The sequence below is a fragment of the Nocardioides oleivorans genome (assembly GCF_004137255.1).
In the GTDB taxonomy this organism is placed as follows: Bacteria; Actinomycetota; Actinomycetes; order Propionibacteriales; family Nocardioidaceae; genus Nocardioides; species Nocardioides oleivorans.
Window position 1 is genome coordinate 1 of the sequence record NZ_SDWT01000001.1, and the last position, 15517, is coordinate 15517.

Here is a 15517-nt window from a genome sequence, read left to right on the forward strand (position 1 = left end):
GCACCGTGACCAGCGGCGACGAGTGGGCGTCGACGCCGGGCGCGCGCCATGACGCGGCCTGGCTCTCGGAACGCTCATAGGGGGCGGCACTCACAGGACACGGACCTCTCCACGCCCTTCGGGGCGCGGTCGACGACAAGGAACGGGGTCTGTGTCTGAGGTGTGTACGGCCGGAGATCGGCTCAACTGGAGGACCCGAGCACGCTGGCTCGAAACTGTCTCCAACCCTAGCCGCGGCCACCGACACCGGGTTTCGAGACGGTCGCTGCGCGACCTCCTCAACCAACGGCGGCCGGGGCTTGGGTTTCGAGACGGTCGCTGCGCGACCTCCTCAACCAACGAGGGGCGGGTCGCTGCGCGACCTCCTCAACCAACGAGGGGCGGGCCCGATCATCGACCTCCTCAACTAGCGATGCGGGGCGGGCTGGTTTCGTGACGGTCGCTTCGCGACCTCCTCAACCAACGCAGGGCGGGGCCGGGCTTCGACCTCCTCAACTAACGCCGCCGGCGCGGCGGTCAGAGCCAGCGGCGCACGCGGCGGGTGTAGGCGGCGTACTGCTCCCCGAAGCGGGCGTGGAGGAAGCGCTCCTCGGGGCGGACGGAGCCCCACCGGACGAGCAGCCAGGAGACCGGGAGCAGGAGGACGGCCCAGGTGCTGCCCGCCAGCAGCGCGAGGGACAGGTGAAGCGCGAGGAGACCGACGTACAGCGGGTTGCGGGAGAGCCGGTAGGGACCCTCCTCGATCAGCGACAGCGTCGCGCCGCCCGGCAGCAGGCCGGTGTCGTGGCGGGCGAAGAGCCAGAGCGACCATCCGTTCCACACCGCGAAGAAGGCCAGCAGCGCCCAGCCGAGGGTGACCCGCCACCCTCCGAGCGCGAACGGGTCACCCCAGCGGGCAGTGGCCAGCAGCCCGGCCAGGAGGGGCGTCCCGATCGCGACCGGCAGCCAGAGCCGGAAGCGGACGACGTCGCCGCTCAGGAGTCCTCAGATCTCGTCGGTCTCCGGCGGCTCCGGCTCGCGGGTGACGTGCATCGCGGCCTCCTCGGCGGATGCGCCGGCGCCGTCGATGCCCACGTCGTAGGCCACCTCCTGCTTGTCGAGGTCCTCGCCGAGCCCTTCGTCGGGCGCCACGAGCCGACCGGTCCGCTCGTCGACCTCGTCGAGGCCGAGCTGCTCGTCGAGGGCGTTCTCGTCCTCGCGGTCGACGTCCTCGTCGTCCTCGGCGTAGGGGTCGATGTCGGGCTCCTCCTCGGCGAGCTTCTCGTCGAGGGACTCGCCCTGCAGGCGCTCGGCCTCCGTCGGGTAGTCGTCGTAGCCCTTGGGCGCGCGGTCCGGCGGGGAGTACCCGCGGTCCAGCACGTCGGTGAGGTCACCGTCGTCGAGGGTGTCCTCGGGCTGGAGCTGGTCCTCGTCGTCGACGGACATGTCCAGGTAGGTCTCGCGGTCCTCAGTCATGCCCTCAGGACTACCGGACCGCGAGGGGCGGGACAAGGGCCGCCGGGGTGGGGCCTCAGCCGAGCTCGCGCTCCAGGGCGTCGGTGAGGAGCGCGACCAGGGCCTCGGTCTGGATGTTGGCCGAGGAGCCGACCTCCTCGTCGGAGCCGTCGAGCGCGCGGGCGGCAAGACCGGCCTTGGAGTCGATGAGCTCCGCGATCCGGGTGTCGATCGTCTGCGCGGCGATGATCCGCCACGCGGTGACCGGGTCGCTCTGGCCGATGCGGTGCACCCGGTCGATCGCCTGGGTCTGCTCGGCGTCGGTCCACGAGAGCTCGGAGAGGACCACGTTGGAGGCGACCTGGAGGTTCACGCCGACGCCGGCGGCGGCCAGCGAGCACACGATGACCGCGACGTCGGGGTCGTTGACGAACGCCTCGATGGCCTTCTCGCGCGCCTTCGGCGTCTGGTCGCCGCGGATCGAGGTGTGCTTCAGGCCGCGGCGGGTGAAGGTGTCCTCGGCGATGTCCATGACGTCGACGTGGCGGGCGAAGAAGACGACCTTGCCGACGTTGCGGGCGAGCTGCGCGGCGTAGTCGGCAGACAGGCCGGCCTTGGCGCGGCCGATGCGGCGGAACATCGAGAAGACGTTCTCCCCGCCGGTGCCCTGGTCCATCTCCTCGCGCTCCCACGTCGCGACGCGGCGTACGAGCTCGTGGTCGATGCCGTCGACGACGGAGCCGGTACGACGGGTCTCGAGGGCGGCGCGGTAGCGCTGGACGAGCCGCCGGGCGAGGTCCTCCTCCGCCGCGCGGATCGAGCGGGTGTCCTCGTCGTCGAGCTCGACGGGGATGTCGGCGATGCGGCGGGCGGGGATGTCCTCGGCGACGTCGACCTTGCGGCGACGCACGATGCCCATGTCGATCACGGCCTTGCGTGCGGCCGGGTAGAACGGCGGGTCGGCCGGGGTCAGGTCGGTCTCCTCGAGGGCCTCCATCAGCCGGGCCATCGGCTTGTGGTCGTCGATCCAGCCGAGGAACTGCCAGATCGCGCGGAAGTCCTCGATGTCGTTGATCAGCGGGGTGCCGGTCAGCGCCATCAGCAGCGGCCGGGCGGTGCGCGCGCGCAGCCGCTCCGAGAGCTCGAGCACGTGGCGCGAGCGCTGCGAGGTCTTGTTCTTGATGAAGTGCGCCTCGTCGACGACCATCCCGCGGAAGCCGAACTCGCCGAGCCAGCCGGCGTGGCGGTCGAGGATCTCGTAGTTGACGATGATGACGTCGGCGAACGCGTCGACCTGGTCGCCGTCACCGTGGATGACGGTGGCGCGGCGGCGCGGGGTCCAGCGCTCGGTCTCGCGGGCCCAGTTGGTCTTGACGACGTTGGGGCACACGACCAGGAGCGGGAAGGCGTTGGCGGCCTGCGCGGCGAGCAGCGCCTGCGCGGTCTTGCCGAGGCCCGGCTCGTCGGCGAGCAGGAAGGTGCGGTGCCCCTCCGCGGCCGAGGCGATCAACGCGGCCTGGTGCGGCATCAGCTCGAGCTTGCCGGGCGCGTCGAGGGTGGTGGGCTCGGGCAGCGCCATGCACGACGACGAGCCGCCGAGCTCGAAGGAGCGGAAGAGCGGGCCGAGGAGCTCCCAGGTGGTGAGCCGGCCGTGGGTGCTGCGGCGCTCGCGACCGATCCCGAAGTCGGGCACGAGGAACGGGTTCGCCAGCTGGTGCTGGGCCACGGACTGCGGGATCACCCGACGCTCGCCGACGCCGGGGCCGGACTCGTCGGCCGGCTTGGGCTCCTCGGGGACGGCCTCGACGCCGGCCTTGCGGAGCATCTCCAGGCGGAGGTCGCGGGCACTGTCGGTGATCATCGACTCCTCGGACAGCAGGCCGAAGAGGGAGGGGTCGCGGGTCGCGGTCTTGGCGAGGATCGTGCCGATGCCGTCGAGGCGCTTGAGCTCGTCGGCCTTCTGCGCGTCGGTCAGCTCGACGGACGCCTTCACGTCCTGGCGGTGCTCGCGCGCCAGCAGCGCGACGACCTGGAAGCGCACCCGCTGGCCGGGGGCGAGCGGTCCACGCTGCACGGCGGACTCGAGCTCGCGCACCGCGCGCGCCAGGACGGGGACGATGCCCTCGTTGTCCTTGTGGCGGGCGTGGGCAGGGGTGCGACGGTTGCCGCGTGAACGCTGGCGCTGGGCCAAGGTGTCCTCCAGGACTGGGCTACGCGTCGTGGAGCGGGCGAGTGGAGCAGGCGAGCCCGTCGGGCTCGGTCCCGCACGCCACGGCGTCAGGTGTGGAGCGGGCGTCCGGGTCGTGGCCGGCGGATCGGGGGGATCAGCTGCGGCACGGCGTCGGGACGCTGTGCCCACTGTAGCCCCGTCGGCGGCGGCTGCGGCAATTACCCGCGGATCAGCGCGCCGGGCGGTGGTCGACGATGCGGCGCATCTTGCCGACCGACCGCTCGATGGATGCCACGTCGACGACCTCCACGGCCACGCTCACCCCGATCGAGGCCTTGATCCGCGCGGCGAGGTCGGCCTGCGCGGCGTACGCCTCCTCGTCGCTCGCGTGCTCGCGGCGCTCGACCCTGACGGTCAGGCTGTCGAGGTTGCCGCTGCGGTCGAGGTGGCACTGGAAGTGCGGCGAGAGCGCCGGGATGGCGAGCACGAGCTCCTCGATCTGCGTCGGGAAGAGGTTCACCCCGCGCAGGATGATCATGTCGTCGGTGCGGCCGGTGATCTTCTCCATCCGCCGCATGGTGCGGGCGGTGCCCGGCAGCAGCCGGGTGAGGTCGCGGGTGCGGTAGCGGATCACGGGCATCGCCTGCTTGGTGAGCGTGGTGAGGACCAGCTCGCCCTCCTCGCCGTCGGGCAGCACCTCCCCCGTCACCGGGTCGATGACCTCCGGGTAGAAGTGGTCCTCCCAGACGTGCAGCCCGTCCTTGGTCTCGACGCACTCGCTCGCCACGCCGGGGCCGATCACCTCGGAGAGGCCGTAGATGTCGACCGCGTGCATGTCCGTCCGCTCCTCCATCTCGCGGCGCATGTCGTTGGTCCACGGCTCGGCGCCGAAGATGCCGACCTTGAGCGAGGTGGAGCGCGGGTCGACGCCCTGCGCCTCGAGCTCGTCGATGATCGAGAGCATGTAGGACGGCGTCACCATGATCACGTCGGGCTCGAAGTCGAGGATCAGCTGCACCTGGCGCTGCGTCATGCCACCGGAGACGGGTACGACGGTGCAGCCGAGGCGCTCGGCACCGGCATGGGCACCGAGGCCGCCGGTGAAGAGGCCGTAGCCGTAGGCGTTGTGCAGGACCATCCCCTTGCGGCCGCCCGCGGCGCGGATCGAGCGCGCGACCACGTCGGCCCACATGTCGAGGTCGTCGCGGGTGTAGCCCACGACGGTCGGCTTGCCGGTGGTTCCGCTCGACGCGTGCAGGCGTACGACGTCCTCGCGGGGGACGGCGAACATGCCGAACGGGTAGTTGTCCCGCAGCGTCGCCTTCGTCGTGAACGGGAGGCGGGCGAGGTCGGCCAGCGTCTCGATGTCGTCCGGCACGACCCCGGCGGCGTCGAAGGCCTGCCGGTAGTGCGCGACGTGCTCGTGGGCGTGGCGCACCGACCACCGCAGGCGCTCGAGCTGCAGGGCCCGCAGCTCCTCGACGGGCGCGGTCTCGATCGGGTCGAGGTCACCGGGTCGCGGCGTGAGGTCGTGCATGTGTCGTCCTCCAGGTCAGGCGTCGGGGCGTGGGAAGGTGGGTCCATGTCGGAAGGCGTGTCGGACGAGACGGGGGCGCGCCCCGGGAGTGCACCCCGGCGTGGCCGTCCCGGCCACGACCAGGCGTCGGTGCTCCGGGTCGCGATCGGGCTGTTCAACAAGCAGGGCTACGACGCCACCAGCGTCGGCGACCTGGCTCGCGAGCTGGGCCTGACCAAGTCCGCGATCTACCACCACGTCCCCAGCAAGGAGCACCTGCTCGAGCGGGCGCTCGACGAGGCGCTCGGTGAGCTCAGCTCGGCGCTCGACGCGGTCCGCGCCGATGCGTCGTACGGCCCCGAGGAGCGGCTGCGCGCCGCGGTGCACGCCAGCGTCGTGGTCCTCGCCGGGCACCTGCCGGCCGTCACCCTGCTGCTGCGGGTGCGCGGCAACACCCCCGCCGAGCAGGCCGCGCTCGCCCGGCGCCGCGACATCGACCAGCGTCTCGCGGAGATGGTGCGCGAGGCCGCGGACGCCGGCGCGATCCGCGACGACATCGACCCGCTCGTGATCAGCCGGCTGATCTTCGGCATGGTCAACTCGCTCACCGAGTGGCTGCGCCCTGACGGCGAGACCGCAGGGCTCGCCGACGCGGTCACCACGCTCGCCTTCGACGGCCTGACCAGGCACGACTAGGCCCGGCGGTCCGCGAGCGTCCGGCTCCGGCCGCGGAACTCGGCCACGACCTCCCCGTCGACCGGGTGGTCGGCGCGGACGGTGACGTCGTAGACCCCCGACCGGCCCCGCGACGACACCTCGCGCGCGTCGGCGTGGAGCCGCTGGCCCAGCCGGCCCGGGCGCAGGAAGTCGACGGTGAAGCCGGCGGCGACGGTGACCGGTCCGTGGGAGTTGCATGCGAGGGCGAACGCCGAGTCGGCGAGGCTGGCGATCAGGCCGCCGTGGCAGAGCTCGTGGCCGTTGACCATGTCGGGGCGGACGAGCATCGAGACCCGCGCGGTGCCGGCGCCGAGGTGGTCGACGTGCATCCCGAGCGCCGCACTGGCGGCGTCGGCGGCCCACATCGCGCGGGCCTCAGGGAAGTCGGCGGGGCCCGCGAGGTCGGCGAGGGCGTCAGGCAGGTCGGGGACGGCGTCAGGCATCGAAGTCGACCGTGACCGCGTCGCTGACGGGGAACGTCTGGCAGGTCAGCACGAACTGCTGCTCGACCTCGGCGGGCTCGAGGGCGTAGTTGCGCACCATCTCCACCTCGCCGTCGGTGACCTTCGCCCGGCAGGTGCCGCAGACCCCGCCCTTGCAGGCGAACGGGAGGTCGGAGCGCACGGCCTGGGCGGAGTCGAGCAGCGTCGTGTCGCGCGGCACCGGCGTGGTCGTCGTGCGCCCGTCGAGGACGACCGTGACGTCGCTGGTGACGCCCTCGACGACCCGGTCGGCGTGGCGCAGGGCGGGCGGCGGCTCGTCGACGAAGAACAGCTCGAAGTGGATCTTCTCCGGCGCCACCCCGAGCTCCTCGAGCACGGCGCGGGAGTCCTCGATCAGGCCGAGCGGGCCGCACAGCCAGACGTGGTCGAGCGCCGCGAGCGGCACCTTGATCGGCAGCAGCCGGCGGAGCCGGTCGGCGTCGAGGCGGCCGGAGAACAGCTCGACCTCGCGCGGCTCGCGGGAGAGCACGTGGACGAGGTCGAAGCGCGGGCCGTGGAGGTTCTTGAGGTCGCCGAGCTCCTCGGCGAACATCACCGACGTCGTCTCGCGGTTGCCGTAGAGCAGGGTGACGGTGCTGTGGGGGTTGGCCAGCACGGACGCGGCGATCGAGAGCATCGGCGTGATCCCCGAGCCGGCCGCGATGCACAGGTGGCGTCCGGCCATCGCGGGGTCGGCGCGGAAGCTGCCCGAGGGCTCGGCGACCTCGACGGTCTCCCCCGGCGCGACGTCGCGGATCAGCCACGAGGAGAACAGGCCGCCCGGGATCTCGCGGACCCCGATGCGCGGGGCGGCGCCGGCAGGTGCGCAGATGGAGTACGTCCGGCGGTGCTCGACGCCGTCGACGACGCGGCGCAGGGTGAGCGACTCCCCCGGCTCGAAGTCGAAGACCTCGCGCAGGTCGTCGGGGACGTCGAAGGTCACGGCGGCCGAGTCGTCGGTGAGCACCTCGACGCCGCGGACCTTCAGGGGGTGGAAGGTCGTGGCCACGTCAGATCTCCTTGAGGTGGTCGAAGGGCTCGAGGCAGGAGCTGCAGCGGTACTGCGCCTTGCACGCCGTCGAGCCGAACTCCGAGACCAGCTCGGTCGCGGGCGAGTCGCACTGCGGGCACCGCACCTGGCGTGCGGTGGGCAGCAGCGTCAGCGGGATCGGGCCGTCGGTCGACGGGGCCGGACCGGGCGGCGAGATGCCGGCGGCGGCCAGGGCGGCCCGTCCCTCCGGCGTGATCCAGTCGGTCGTCCAGGCCGGGTGCAGGCTGACCCGTACGTCGACCCGGCCGAAGCCGGCGCCCTGCAGCTCGCGCACGAGGTCGTCGCGCATCGCGGCCATCGCCGGGCAGCCGGAGTAGGTCGGGGTGATGTCGACGACCACATGGCCCTCGCCCACGACGTCGACGTCGCGCAGCACCCCGAGGTCGGCGAGGGTGAGCATCGGCAGCTCGGGGTCGGTGACCCTCCGGGCCACGGACCGGGCCTTCTCGAGGGTGCGGCTCATCAGTCTCACCACTGCCCCCTCGGGTGGGCCCGGGCGACCGACTGCATCTCGGCGAGCATCCGGCTGAGCGGCTCGCCGTGCATGCCGTCGCGGCCCGTGCGGCCGAGCACGCCCACCCGGCGCGCGGCCTCCGAGCGCGGGACGTCGGCGGCGGCCAGGACCTGGTCGAGCACGGCCTCCGCGGCCTCGCGGACCCCTCCCGGGTCGACCCCGAAGCCCTGCTCCGCCGCGGCGGCCTCCACCTCGTGGGTGTCGAAAAGCTCGGGCCACAGCGGCCAGAGGGCGTCGTACGCCACCAGGAGGCGCGCCCGAGACTCCTGGGTCCCCTGGGCGAGGGTGACGAACCAGCGCGCGGCGTAGTCGCGGTGGTAGGCCAGCTCCTTGACGCCCTTGACGGCGACGGCGGCGAGCACGTGGTCGCTGCTGGCGCGCAGCCGCTCCCAGGTCGCCAGCCGCCACACGGAGAACAGCAGCACCCGCACGGTCGCCTCGGCGAAGTCGCCGTTGTCGAGCTCGGCGAGGCGGACGTTGCGGAAGTCGTGGGCCTCGCGGAAGTACGCCAGCGCGTCCTCGGGCGGGGCCGGCGAGCCCTCCGGCAGCACCGGCACGACCGACGCGTCGGCCTTGGCCGCGCGGGCGAGCAGCAGCCGGGCCTGGCCGAGCAGGTCGAGCGCGATGTTGGACAACGCGATGTCGTCCTCGAGGTCGGGAGCGTTGCTCGTCCACTCCGACACGCGGTGCGACATGACGAGGGCGTCGTCGCCGAGCATGAGCGCGTACGCCGCCAGGGTCGCCGCGTCGACGCCCTCCGGGATGGTCGTGTCGACGCCGGCGAGCGGGTCCTCGAAGTCGGTGCCGAAGGCCCAGTGGGCGTCGTTGACGAGGAGGCCGGAGTAGGCGGACTCGTGCTCGTCCTCGGGCGGGGTGTGGATGTGCTCGTTCATCACATGTGGGGGACGTTGTCGGGGATGTCGTAGAAGGTCGGGTGGCGGTAGACCTTGTCGCCGCTCGGCGCGAACATCGGGTCCTTCTCGTCCGGGCTCGACGCGGTGACGGCGTCGGCGCGGACGACCCAGATGCTCACGCCCTCGTTGCGGCGGGTGTAGACGTCGCGCGCGTGCAGCAGCGCCATCCGGTCGTCGGCGGCGTGGAGCGAGCCGACGTGCACGTGGTTGAGCCCGCGCTTGCCGCGCACGAAGACCTCGTAGAGGGGCCACTCCTTCTCGGGCGGCGAGACCCCGATCCCGCTGGCCACTCCCTCGAGGGGCACGGCCCCGTGCCCGCCCTCGGCGGTGAACTCCTGGCCGGTCGGCTGGTCGCTCATGCGCTCGCCTGCCTCGCGGCGTAGGCGGTGGCGGCCTCGCGGACCCAGGCGCCGTCCTCGTGGGCGCGACGGCGGTGCGCCATCCTCTGGGCGTTGCAGGGTCCGTTGCCCTTCACGCCCTGCATGAACTCCTCCCAGTCCGGCTGGCCGAAGTCGTGGTGGCCGCGCTCGGCGTTCCAGACGAGCTCGGGGTCGGGCAGCGTGACGCCGAGCGCCTCGGCCTGGGGCACGGACATGTCGACGAACTTCTGGCGCAGCTCGTCGTTGGTGTTGCGCTTGATCCCCCACGCCATCGACTGCGCCGTGTTGGGCGAGTCGGCGTCGGGCGGGCCGAACATCATCAGCGCCGGCCACCAGAACCGGTCGACCGACTCCTGCACCATCGCGCGCTGCTCGTCGGTGCCGCGCACCATCGTGGTCAGCAGCTCGTAGCCCTGGCGCTGGTGGAAGGACTCCTCCTTGCAGACCCGGATCATCGCGCGGCCGTAGGGCCCGTAGGACGTCCGGCACAGCGGGACCTGGTTGCAGATCGCGGCGCCGTCGACCAGCCAGCCGATCGTGCCGACGTCGGCGTAGGACAGCGTCGGGTAGTTGAAGATGGAGGAGTACTTCTGCTTCCCGGCGAGCAGCAGCTCGGTGAGCTCGAGCCGGGAGACGCCGAGCGTCTCGGCCGCGGAGTAGAGGTAGAGCCCGTGCCCGGCCTCGTCCTGCACCTTGGCCAGCAGGATCGCCTTGCGGCGCAGGCTCGGCGCCCGGGTGATCCAGCTGCCCTCCGGCTGCATGCCGATGATCTCGCTGTGCGCGTGCTGCGCGATCTGGCGCACGAGCGTCCTGCGGTAGCCCTCGGGCATCCAGTCGCGTGGCTCGATGCGGTCGTGGCGGGCGATCGTCGCCTCGAAGTGGCTCTCCAGCTCGTCGGGTGCGGTCTCCGTGAGCGTCATCGATGCCTCCAGCGCATTTACTGACCGATCGGTCTGGTATTAGTGTGTCACCAGTCACCGTGGCACGCAACCAGCCGCCTGGACCCGAGGGAGAGCACCGTGAGCCGACTGCTGGAGAGCTACGCCGCCGGACGCTGGTACGCCGCCTCGGCGGAGGGCCACCCGCTGCTCGACGCCGCGACGGGCGAGGAGGTCGCCCGCATCTCCAGCGCCGGACTCGACCTCGGCGAGATGGTCCACCACGCCCGCACCGTCGGCGGCCCCGCGATCCGCGAGCTGACCTTCCACGAGCGCGCCCTGCTCCTCAAGGACCTCGCCACGCACCTCACCGGCCTCAAGGACGAGCTCTACGAGCTGTCCCTGGCCACGGGTGCGACGAGGCGCGACTCGGCGATCGACATCGACGGCGGCTTCGGCACCGTCTTCTCCTACTCCTCCAAGGGCCGCCGCGAGCTGCCCAACGACACCGTCGTGTGCGACGGCGACCTCGAGCAGCTCGGCCGGACGGGCGTCTTCCTCGGCCAGCACGTCTACACGTCGCGACCGGGCGTCGCCGTCCAGGTCAACGCCTTCAACTTCCCCGTCTGGGGGATGCTCGAGAAGCTCGCGCCGGCCTTCATCGCCGGGCTCCCCTCGATCGTCAAGCCGGCCAGCCAGACGGCGTACCTCACCGAGCTCGTCGTGCGGCGGATCGTGGAGTCGGGGATCCTGCCCGAGGGTTCGCTGCAGCTGCTGTCCGGATCGGCGGGCGACCTGCTCGACCACCTCACCGTCCAGGACTCGGTCGCCTTCACCGGCTCCGCGCACACCGCCGGGATCCTGCGCCAGCACCCCTCCGTGCTCCACGGCGGCGTGCAGCTCCAGGTCGAGGCCGACTCGCTCAACTGCTCCGTGCTCGGCCCCGACGTGGCGGCCGGCGACCCGGAGTGGGACCTGTTCGTCAAGGGCGTCGTCACCGAGATGACCGCCAAGGCCGGCCAGAAGTGCACCGCCATCCGCCGCGTGATCGTGCCGGCGGCGCTCGCCGACGAGGTCACCGAGGCGATCGCGGCCCGACTGGCCTCGACCGTGGTCGGCCACCCCGGCGACGAGTCGACCCGGATGGGTCCGCTCGCCTCGCTCGGCCAGCGCGACGAGGTCCGCAAGGCCGTCGAGGCACTGCGCTCGTCCTGCGACGTCGTGGTCGAGGAGCACGACGTCGACGGCTCCGGGCGTGGTGCCTTCATGTCTCCCGTGCTGCTGCGCGCCCGCACCGGCGCCGTCGAGCCGCACGACGTGGAGCCCTTCGGCCCCGTCTCGACGGTGATGTCGTACGACACCCTCGACGAGGCCGTCACCCTGGCCGCCCGCGGCAAGGGGTCCCTCGTCGGCTCCGTCGTCACCCACGACCCGGCCGTCGCGCGCCGGCTCGTGCTCGGCCTGGCGCCGTGGCACGGCCGGATCCTGGTGCTCGACCGCGACGACGCCCCCGAGTCCACCGGCCACGGGTCGCCCCTGCCGATGCTGGTGCACGGGGGTCCCGGTCGCGCCGGCGGCGGCGAGGAGCTCGGCGGGGTGCGTGGCGTGCTCCACCACATGCAGCGCTCGGCGATCCAGGCCTCCCCCGACATGCTCACCGCGATCACCGGTCGCTGGACCCGCGGGTCGCAGCGCACCGCCACGCCCGAGCACCCGTTCCGCCACTCCCTGGCGACACTGCGCATCGGCGACACGATCGCCTCCGAGCCGCGGGTGATCTCACTCGAGGACATCGACCACTTCGCGGACTTCACCGGGGACACGTTCTACGCCCACACCGACCCCGAGGCCGCCGCGGCCAACCCGCTCTTCGGCGGCATCGTCGCCCACGGCTACCTCATCGTCTCGATGGCCGCCGGCCTCTTCGTCGATCCCGCCCCCGGTCCGGTGCTCGCCAACTTCGGCGTCGACCACCTCCGCTTCCTCACCCCCGTCAAGGCCGGCGACTCGATCCGCGTGACCCTCACCGTCAAGCAGATCACCCCGCGGTCCTCCGCCGACTACGGCGAGGTGCGCTGGGACGCACTCGTGGTCAACGGCGACGACGAGCCGGTCGCGACCTACGACGTGCTGACGCTGGTGGCCAAGCACGACAACCAGCAGGCCTGAGCACTAGCGTCGCCCCATGAGCAGGGCAGCGCAGCGCGTCGTCGGGATCGTGGTGCTCGTCGTGCTGGGGATGCTCAGCCTCCCGATGTCGGCGTACGCCATCGACGGCGAGGGCGCGGAGAACTGGATCATCGTGGTCCAGCTCGGCGCGATGGCGCTCCTCGGCGCCGCGGTCACGGTCGGGCTGCCCGGCCTCGCGCGGGAGGGCGCGGGAACCGGCCGGCGGGCGCTGACCGGGGTCTGGTGGGGACTGCTCGCGGCCCTGGTCGGGGTGGTCGTCTTCTGGTTCCTGCTCAACGGCGTCCGCGGGGCCTGAGGGTCGGCCCGCTAGCGTGCGGCCATGGCGAAGAACGTGGTGAACAACGTGGCGAAGAAGTCGTGGTCGGACATGTCCAACACCCAGAGGACCGTCGTCGTGGTCACCGGCGTCGCGGAGATCGCCCTCACCACCTGGTGCCTGCGCGACCTCAAGGCACGGCCGTCGGAGCTGGTCCGCGGCCCCAAGGTCCTGTGGGGCCCGGCCATGTCCGTGCAGCCCGTTGGCCCGATCGCCTACCTGGTGTGGGGTCGCAAGCGCTGAGCCGGCCGCGGGCCAGCCGCGAGCCGGCCCGGGTCAGCCGCGGTACGGCACCTCGCTGAGCCAGTCGCCCTCGCCGGTCGTGACGGCCGACCAGATCGCCTCGGCGACGCGGTCGGGTGTGAACGCACCGTCGCGCGCGAGGGCGCCGCACACGGTCACCGACACCGCGCGGATGCCGTCGTCCTGCAGCGACTTGTCGAGCGAGTGGACGAGGTTGCGCACGCCCGCCTTCTGCACGCCCAGCGAGGCGGCGCCCTGCCACGGCTCGTCGGCGGCCATGCTCCCGGTGACCGAGATCCGCGAACCTGCGACCAGGTACGGACGAGCCGCCTGGACGACCGTCAGCAGCGCGCCGACTCCGAGCGCCACGTCGGTGAGCAGCTCGTCCACGGTCAGCGTGAGCGGGTCCTTCTCGCGGTAGGCGCTCGGGTTGAAGTGCAGGACGTCGATCCGCCCGGTGTGCTCGCCGAAGCGTCGTACGGCGTCGCGGGCGGCCCGCTCGTCGGTCACGTCGGCGACCGTGTGGCCGACCGCCGCACCGAGGGCCTCCAGCCCGGGCACCAGGTCGTCCAGGACGGCCTGGTCGGCGCCGAGGAGGGCGACGTCGTACCCCTCGCTCGCGAAGCGGCGGGCCACCGACCCGCTCACGCCCGGACCGGCGCCGACGACGACGATCACCGGCTTGCTGTCCTCGTGGACCTGCTCGTTCATGCGTCGTTCCTACCGCATGCTCACGTGGTCGTGTGGGGATGCTTGCCGGTGGGGTCGTCGGGGATCGCGTTGGGGCCCTGGGCGCCCTCCTCCACGTCGCCGGACTCCTGCTCGGGCTGACCGGCGACGGAGTCGCCGGCGCTGATCTCCTGCGGCTCCTCGCCGGCGACGGCCATCTCGGAGACCTGGCCCTCCGGCTCAGCCGTGTCGTCGTGGTCGTGGTCGGCGTGCTCGTGCTCGGTGGGGTCGTGCTCCTGTGTGGCCATGCCTCCACACAAGCACGCGGGGGCTCCGCACAGCCCACCTGATCGGGCGGTTCCCCCGGATCGCGTGCTGGCTACGTTCGAGGCATGACCCGCTTCGGATACACCCTGATGACCGAGCAGAGCGGCCCGCGGCAGCTCGTGGACTACGCCGTCGCCGCCGAGAGGACCGGCTTCGACTTCGAGGTGATGAGCGACCACTACTCGCCCTGGCTCACCGAGCAGGGCCACGCGCCGTACGCCTGGACGGTGCTCGGCGCCGTGGCCCAGGCGACCGAGCGCGTCGACCTGATGACCTACGTGACCTGCCCGACGCTGCGCTACCACCCGGCCGTCGTGGCGCAGAAGGCCGCGACGCTGCAGCTGCTCGCGGAGGGCCGCTTCACCCTGGGCCTCGGCAGCGGCGAGAACCTCAACGAGCACGTCGTCGGTGGCGGCTGGCCCGCGATCGCCGAGCGCCAGGACATGCTCGCCGAGGCGATCGAGGTCATCCGCGCCCTGCACACCGGCGAGCTGGTCGACCACCGCGGTGAGTTCTTCCAGGTCGACTCCGCCCGCATCTGGGACCTCCCGGACGAGGGCGTCGACATCGGTGTCGCCGTCGCCGGCAAGCGCGGGATCGAGCGCTTCGCACCGCTGGCCGACCACCTCGTCGCCGTCGAGCCCAAGACCGAGATCGTCGAGCAGTGGAACGCCGTCGACGGCGCCCCCACCATCGGCTCCGGCGCTCGCGCCGTCGGACAGATCCCGATCTGCTGGGACCCCGACGAGGACGCCGCCGTGGCCCGGGCGCACGAGCAGTTCCGCTGGTTCGGCGGCGGCTGGTCGGTCAACGCCGACCTCCCCACCCCGGCAGGCTTCGCGGGCGCCACCCAGTTCGTCCGCCCCGAGGACGTCGCGGACGCGATCCCCTGCGGTCCGGACCTCGACCAGGTCGTCGAGGCCGTCTCCGACTACTGGGAGGCCGGCTTCACCGATGTCGCCCTCGTCCAGATCGGCGACGAGGGCCAGGACCGGTTCCTCGCCGAGGCGGCCGGCCCGCTGCTGGAGAAGCTGCGGGCGGCCGCCCCCTGAGGTCCGTCAGGCGATCGCGGTGAAGCGACCGCGGCGCGCGGCGGGCGACTCGACCTCGTCGAGGATCGCGAGGGCGAGGTCGTCGGCCGAGATCGTCGAGGCACCGTCGGCGTCCTTGAGCAGGACGTCGCCACCGCGGGTGTAGGTGCCCTTCGACGCCGTGCCGAGCCACGAGCCGAAGTCCTGCGGCGGGCTGACGTAGAACCAGTCGAGCGACTCGGGGCTGTCCTGCAGCGCGGCGAGGGCGTCGAGACCGGTCTGCACCTCGGGCTTCACCTCGTCGGGCATGTGCTCCGCGGTCACGTCCCACAGCCGCGGTCCGCCCTCCTCCACCAGCAGCGACGACGCGCCGCCGACGAAGCCCAGCCGGGTCGGCTGACCTGCGAGGCGGTCGACGAGGTCGGCGAGGACGCCCTCGACCTCGCCGGCCATGTCGCCGCGCGGCGAGAGGGCGCTCACCACGACGTCGGCGCCGTCGAGGGCCCGGTCGAGCACGGCGGCGTCGAGGACGGAGCCCTCCACGTAAGTGGCCCCGTCCACGGGCGCCGTCGGGGCGTTGCGGCTCACCGAGGTGACCTCGTGCCCGCGGGTGATCGCCTCCGCGACGATCGCCGCGCCTGCGTAGCCGCTGCCGCCGAGAACAGTGATGCGTGCCATCTGATGT

18 protein-coding genes are annotated in these 15517 nt (G+C 72.4%); 5 read left to right on the top strand and 13 right to left on the bottom strand.

Annotation, left to right across the window (positions count from 1 at the left end):
- Positions 1–516: 516 nt before the first annotated feature.
- The 4 genes from EUA93_RS00005 to paaK form a co-directional block, all read right to left on the bottom strand.
- The gene (locus EUA93_RS00005; RefSeq protein WP_129397786.1) at positions 517–978 is read right to left on the bottom strand and encodes a methyltransferase family protein; all 462 of its coding nucleotides are present in this window, start codon (positions 976–978) and stop codon (positions 517–519) included.
- 6 nt (positions 979–984) lie between these two features.
- Complete coding sequence (locus EUA93_RS00010) at positions 985–1455, bottom strand: DUF5709 domain-containing protein (RefSeq protein ID WP_129397787.1); 471 nt, start codon at positions 1453–1455, stop codon at positions 985–987.
- Positions 1456–1510: 55 nt separating this feature from the next.
- Positions 1511–3625 carry a DEAD/DEAH box helicase gene (locus EUA93_RS00015; RefSeq protein ID WP_129397788.1) on the bottom strand — a complete coding sequence of 705 codons (2115 nt, stop codon included), beginning with the start codon at positions 3623–3625 and terminating at the stop codon, positions 1511–1513.
- A gap of 208 nt (positions 3626–3833) precedes the next feature.
- Positions 3834–5141 (bottom strand): phenylacetate--CoA ligase PaaK, encoded by a 1308-nt coding sequence (paaK, locus tag EUA93_RS00020; protein WP_129397789.1) that lies wholly within the window; start codon positions 5139–5141, stop codon positions 3834–3836.
- 45 nt (positions 5142–5186) lie between these two features.
- Between paaK and EUA93_RS00025 the strand changes: the two genes are divergently transcribed.
- On the top strand, positions 5187–5816 hold the full coding sequence (locus EUA93_RS00025) for a TetR-type transcription factor C-terminal domain-containing protein (RefSeq protein WP_129397790.1): 630 nt from the start codon (positions 5187–5189) through the stop codon (positions 5814–5816).
- Here the strand turns inward: EUA93_RS00025 and paaI are convergent.
- The 6 genes from paaI to paaA are packed head-to-tail and all read right to left on the bottom strand — an operon-like array spanning position 5813 to position 10098.
- Positions 5813–6280, bottom strand: a complete 468-nt coding sequence (gene paaI, locus EUA93_RS00030; RefSeq protein ID WP_129397791.1) for a hydroxyphenylacetyl-CoA thioesterase PaaI — start codon at positions 6278–6280, stop codon at positions 5813–5815. The two genes, EUA93_RS00025 and paaI, sit on opposite strands and share 4 nt — an antisense overlap.
- A complete protein-coding gene (gene paaE / locus EUA93_RS00035; RefSeq protein ID WP_129397792.1) occupies positions 6273–7328 on the bottom strand; it encodes a 1,2-phenylacetyl-CoA epoxidase subunit PaaE in 1056 nt (351 codons plus the stop codon). Before paaE ends, paaI begins: the two co-directional genes overlap by 8 nt.
- A 1-nt stretch (position 7329) precedes the next feature.
- The gene (gene paaD / locus EUA93_RS00040; protein ID WP_129397793.1) at positions 7330–7833 is read right to left on the bottom strand and encodes a 1,2-phenylacetyl-CoA epoxidase subunit PaaD; all 504 of its coding nucleotides are present in this window, start codon (positions 7831–7833) and stop codon (positions 7330–7332) included.
- Positions 7834–7838: 5 nt separating this feature from the next.
- The gene (gene paaC, locus EUA93_RS00045; RefSeq protein WP_129397794.1) at positions 7839–8777 is read right to left on the bottom strand and encodes a 1,2-phenylacetyl-CoA epoxidase subunit PaaC; all 939 of its coding nucleotides are present in this window, start codon (positions 8775–8777) and stop codon (positions 7839–7841) included.
- The gene (gene paaB / locus EUA93_RS00050; protein ID WP_129397795.1) at positions 8777–9157 is read right to left on the bottom strand and encodes a 1,2-phenylacetyl-CoA epoxidase subunit PaaB; all 381 of its coding nucleotides are present in this window, start codon (positions 9155–9157) and stop codon (positions 8777–8779) included. The genes paaC and paaB overlap by 1 nt, the downstream gene beginning before the upstream one ends.
- Positions 9154–10098, bottom strand: coding sequence for a 1,2-phenylacetyl-CoA epoxidase subunit PaaA (paaA, locus tag EUA93_RS00055; RefSeq protein WP_129397796.1), 945 nt, complete (start codon positions 10096–10098; stop codon positions 9154–9156). Before paaA ends, paaB begins: the two co-directional genes overlap by 4 nt.
- Positions 10099–10197: 99 nt before the next feature.
- On the opposite strand from paaA, the gene paaZ reads away from it, so the two are divergent.
- Genes paaZ through EUA93_RS00070 form a run of 3 tightly spaced genes read left to right on the top strand, consistent with a single transcriptional unit; the run spans position 10198 to position 12805 of the window.
- Positions 10198–12225: a phenylacetic acid degradation bifunctional protein PaaZ gene (gene paaZ / locus EUA93_RS00060; protein ID WP_129397797.1), complete on the top strand. Its 2028-nt coding sequence runs from the start codon at positions 10198–10200 to the stop codon at positions 12223–12225.
- 16 nt (positions 12226–12241) lie between these two features.
- Positions 12242–12541 (top strand): hypothetical protein, encoded by a 300-nt coding sequence (locus EUA93_RS21420; protein ID WP_165354998.1) that lies wholly within the window; start codon positions 12242–12244, stop codon positions 12539–12541.
- 24 nt (positions 12542–12565) lie between these two features.
- On the top strand, positions 12566–12805 hold the full coding sequence (locus EUA93_RS00070; protein WP_207208566.1) for a PLDc N-terminal domain-containing protein: 240 nt from the start codon (positions 12566–12568) through the stop codon (positions 12803–12805).
- A 33-nt stretch (positions 12806–12838) separates the two neighbouring features.
- Here EUA93_RS00070 and EUA93_RS00075 read toward each other — a convergent pair whose 3' ends face one another.
- Together EUA93_RS00075 and EUA93_RS00080 are read right to left on the bottom strand one after the other, a co-directional pair.
- Complete coding sequence (locus EUA93_RS00075) at positions 12839–13516, bottom strand: SDR family oxidoreductase (RefSeq protein ID WP_129397798.1); 678 nt, start codon at positions 13514–13516, stop codon at positions 12839–12841.
- Positions 13517–13536: 20 nt separating this feature from the next.
- Entirely contained in the window at positions 13537–13782 is a 246-nt protein-coding gene (locus EUA93_RS00080) for a hypothetical protein (protein ID WP_129397799.1), read from the bottom strand.
- 84 nt (positions 13783–13866) lie between these two features.
- Between EUA93_RS00080 and EUA93_RS00085 the strand changes: the two genes are divergently transcribed.
- Positions 13867–14853 carry an LLM class F420-dependent oxidoreductase gene (locus EUA93_RS00085; RefSeq protein ID WP_129397800.1) on the top strand — a complete coding sequence of 329 codons (987 nt, stop codon included), beginning with the start codon at positions 13867–13869 and terminating at the stop codon, positions 14851–14853.
- 6 nt (positions 14854–14859) lie between these two features.
- Here EUA93_RS00085 and EUA93_RS00090 read toward each other — a convergent pair whose 3' ends face one another.
- Entirely contained in the window at positions 14860–15510 is a 651-nt protein-coding gene (locus EUA93_RS00090) for an NAD(P)-dependent oxidoreductase (protein ID WP_129397801.1), read from the bottom strand.
- Positions 15511–15517 lie beyond the last annotated feature (7 nt).

Excerpts from the sequence above, each read along its gene's own strand:
- EUA93_RS00090 (WP_129397801.1), bottom strand. The coding sequence starts at position 15,510 with ATGGCACGCATCACTGTTCTCGGCGGCAGCGGCTACGCAGGCGCGGCG.
- EUA93_RS00080 (WP_129397799.1), bottom strand. The coding sequence starts at position 13,782 with ATGGCCACACAGGAGCACGACCCCACCGAGCACGAGCACGCCGACCAC.
- EUA93_RS00010 (WP_129397787.1), bottom strand. The coding sequence starts at position 1,455 with ATGACTGAGGACCGCGAGACCTACCTGGACATGTCCGTCGACGACGAG.
- paaI (WP_129397791.1), bottom strand. The coding sequence starts at position 6,280 with ATGCCTGACGCCGTCCCCGACCTGCCTGACGCCCTCGCCGACCTCGCG.
- EUA93_RS00075 (WP_129397798.1), bottom strand. The coding sequence starts at position 13,516 with ATGAACGAGCAGGTCCACGAGGACAGCAAGCCGGTGATCGTCGTCGTC.
- EUA93_RS00025 (WP_129397790.1), top strand. The coding sequence starts at position 5,187 with ATGTCGGAAGGCGTGTCGGACGAGACGGGGGCGCGCCCCGGGAGTGCA.
- paaD (WP_129397793.1), bottom strand. The coding sequence starts at position 7,833 with ATGAGCCGCACCCTCGAGAAGGCCCGGTCCGTGGCCCGGAGGGTCACC.
- paaC (WP_129397794.1), bottom strand. The coding sequence starts at position 8,777 with ATGAACGAGCACATCCACACCCCGCCCGAGGACGAGCACGAGTCCGCC.
- EUA93_RS21420 (WP_165354998.1), top strand. The coding sequence starts at position 12,242 with ATGAGCAGGGCAGCGCAGCGCGTCGTCGGGATCGTGGTGCTCGTCGTG.
- EUA93_RS00085 (WP_129397800.1), top strand. The coding sequence starts at position 13,867 with ATGACCCGCTTCGGATACACCCTGATGACCGAGCAGAGCGGCCCGCGG.
- paaA (WP_129397796.1), bottom strand. The coding sequence starts at position 10,098 with ATGACGCTCACGGAGACCGCACCCGACGAGCTGGAGAGCCACTTCGAG.
- EUA93_RS00070 (WP_207208566.1), top strand. The coding sequence starts at position 12,566 with ATGGCGAAGAACGTGGTGAACAACGTGGCGAAGAAGTCGTGGTCGGAC.
- paaB (WP_129397795.1), bottom strand. The coding sequence starts at position 9,157 with ATGAGCGACCAGCCGACCGGCCAGGAGTTCACCGCCGAGGGCGGGCAC.
- paaK (WP_129397789.1), bottom strand. The coding sequence starts at position 5,141 with ATGCACGACCTCACGCCGCGACCCGGTGACCTCGACCCGATCGAGACC.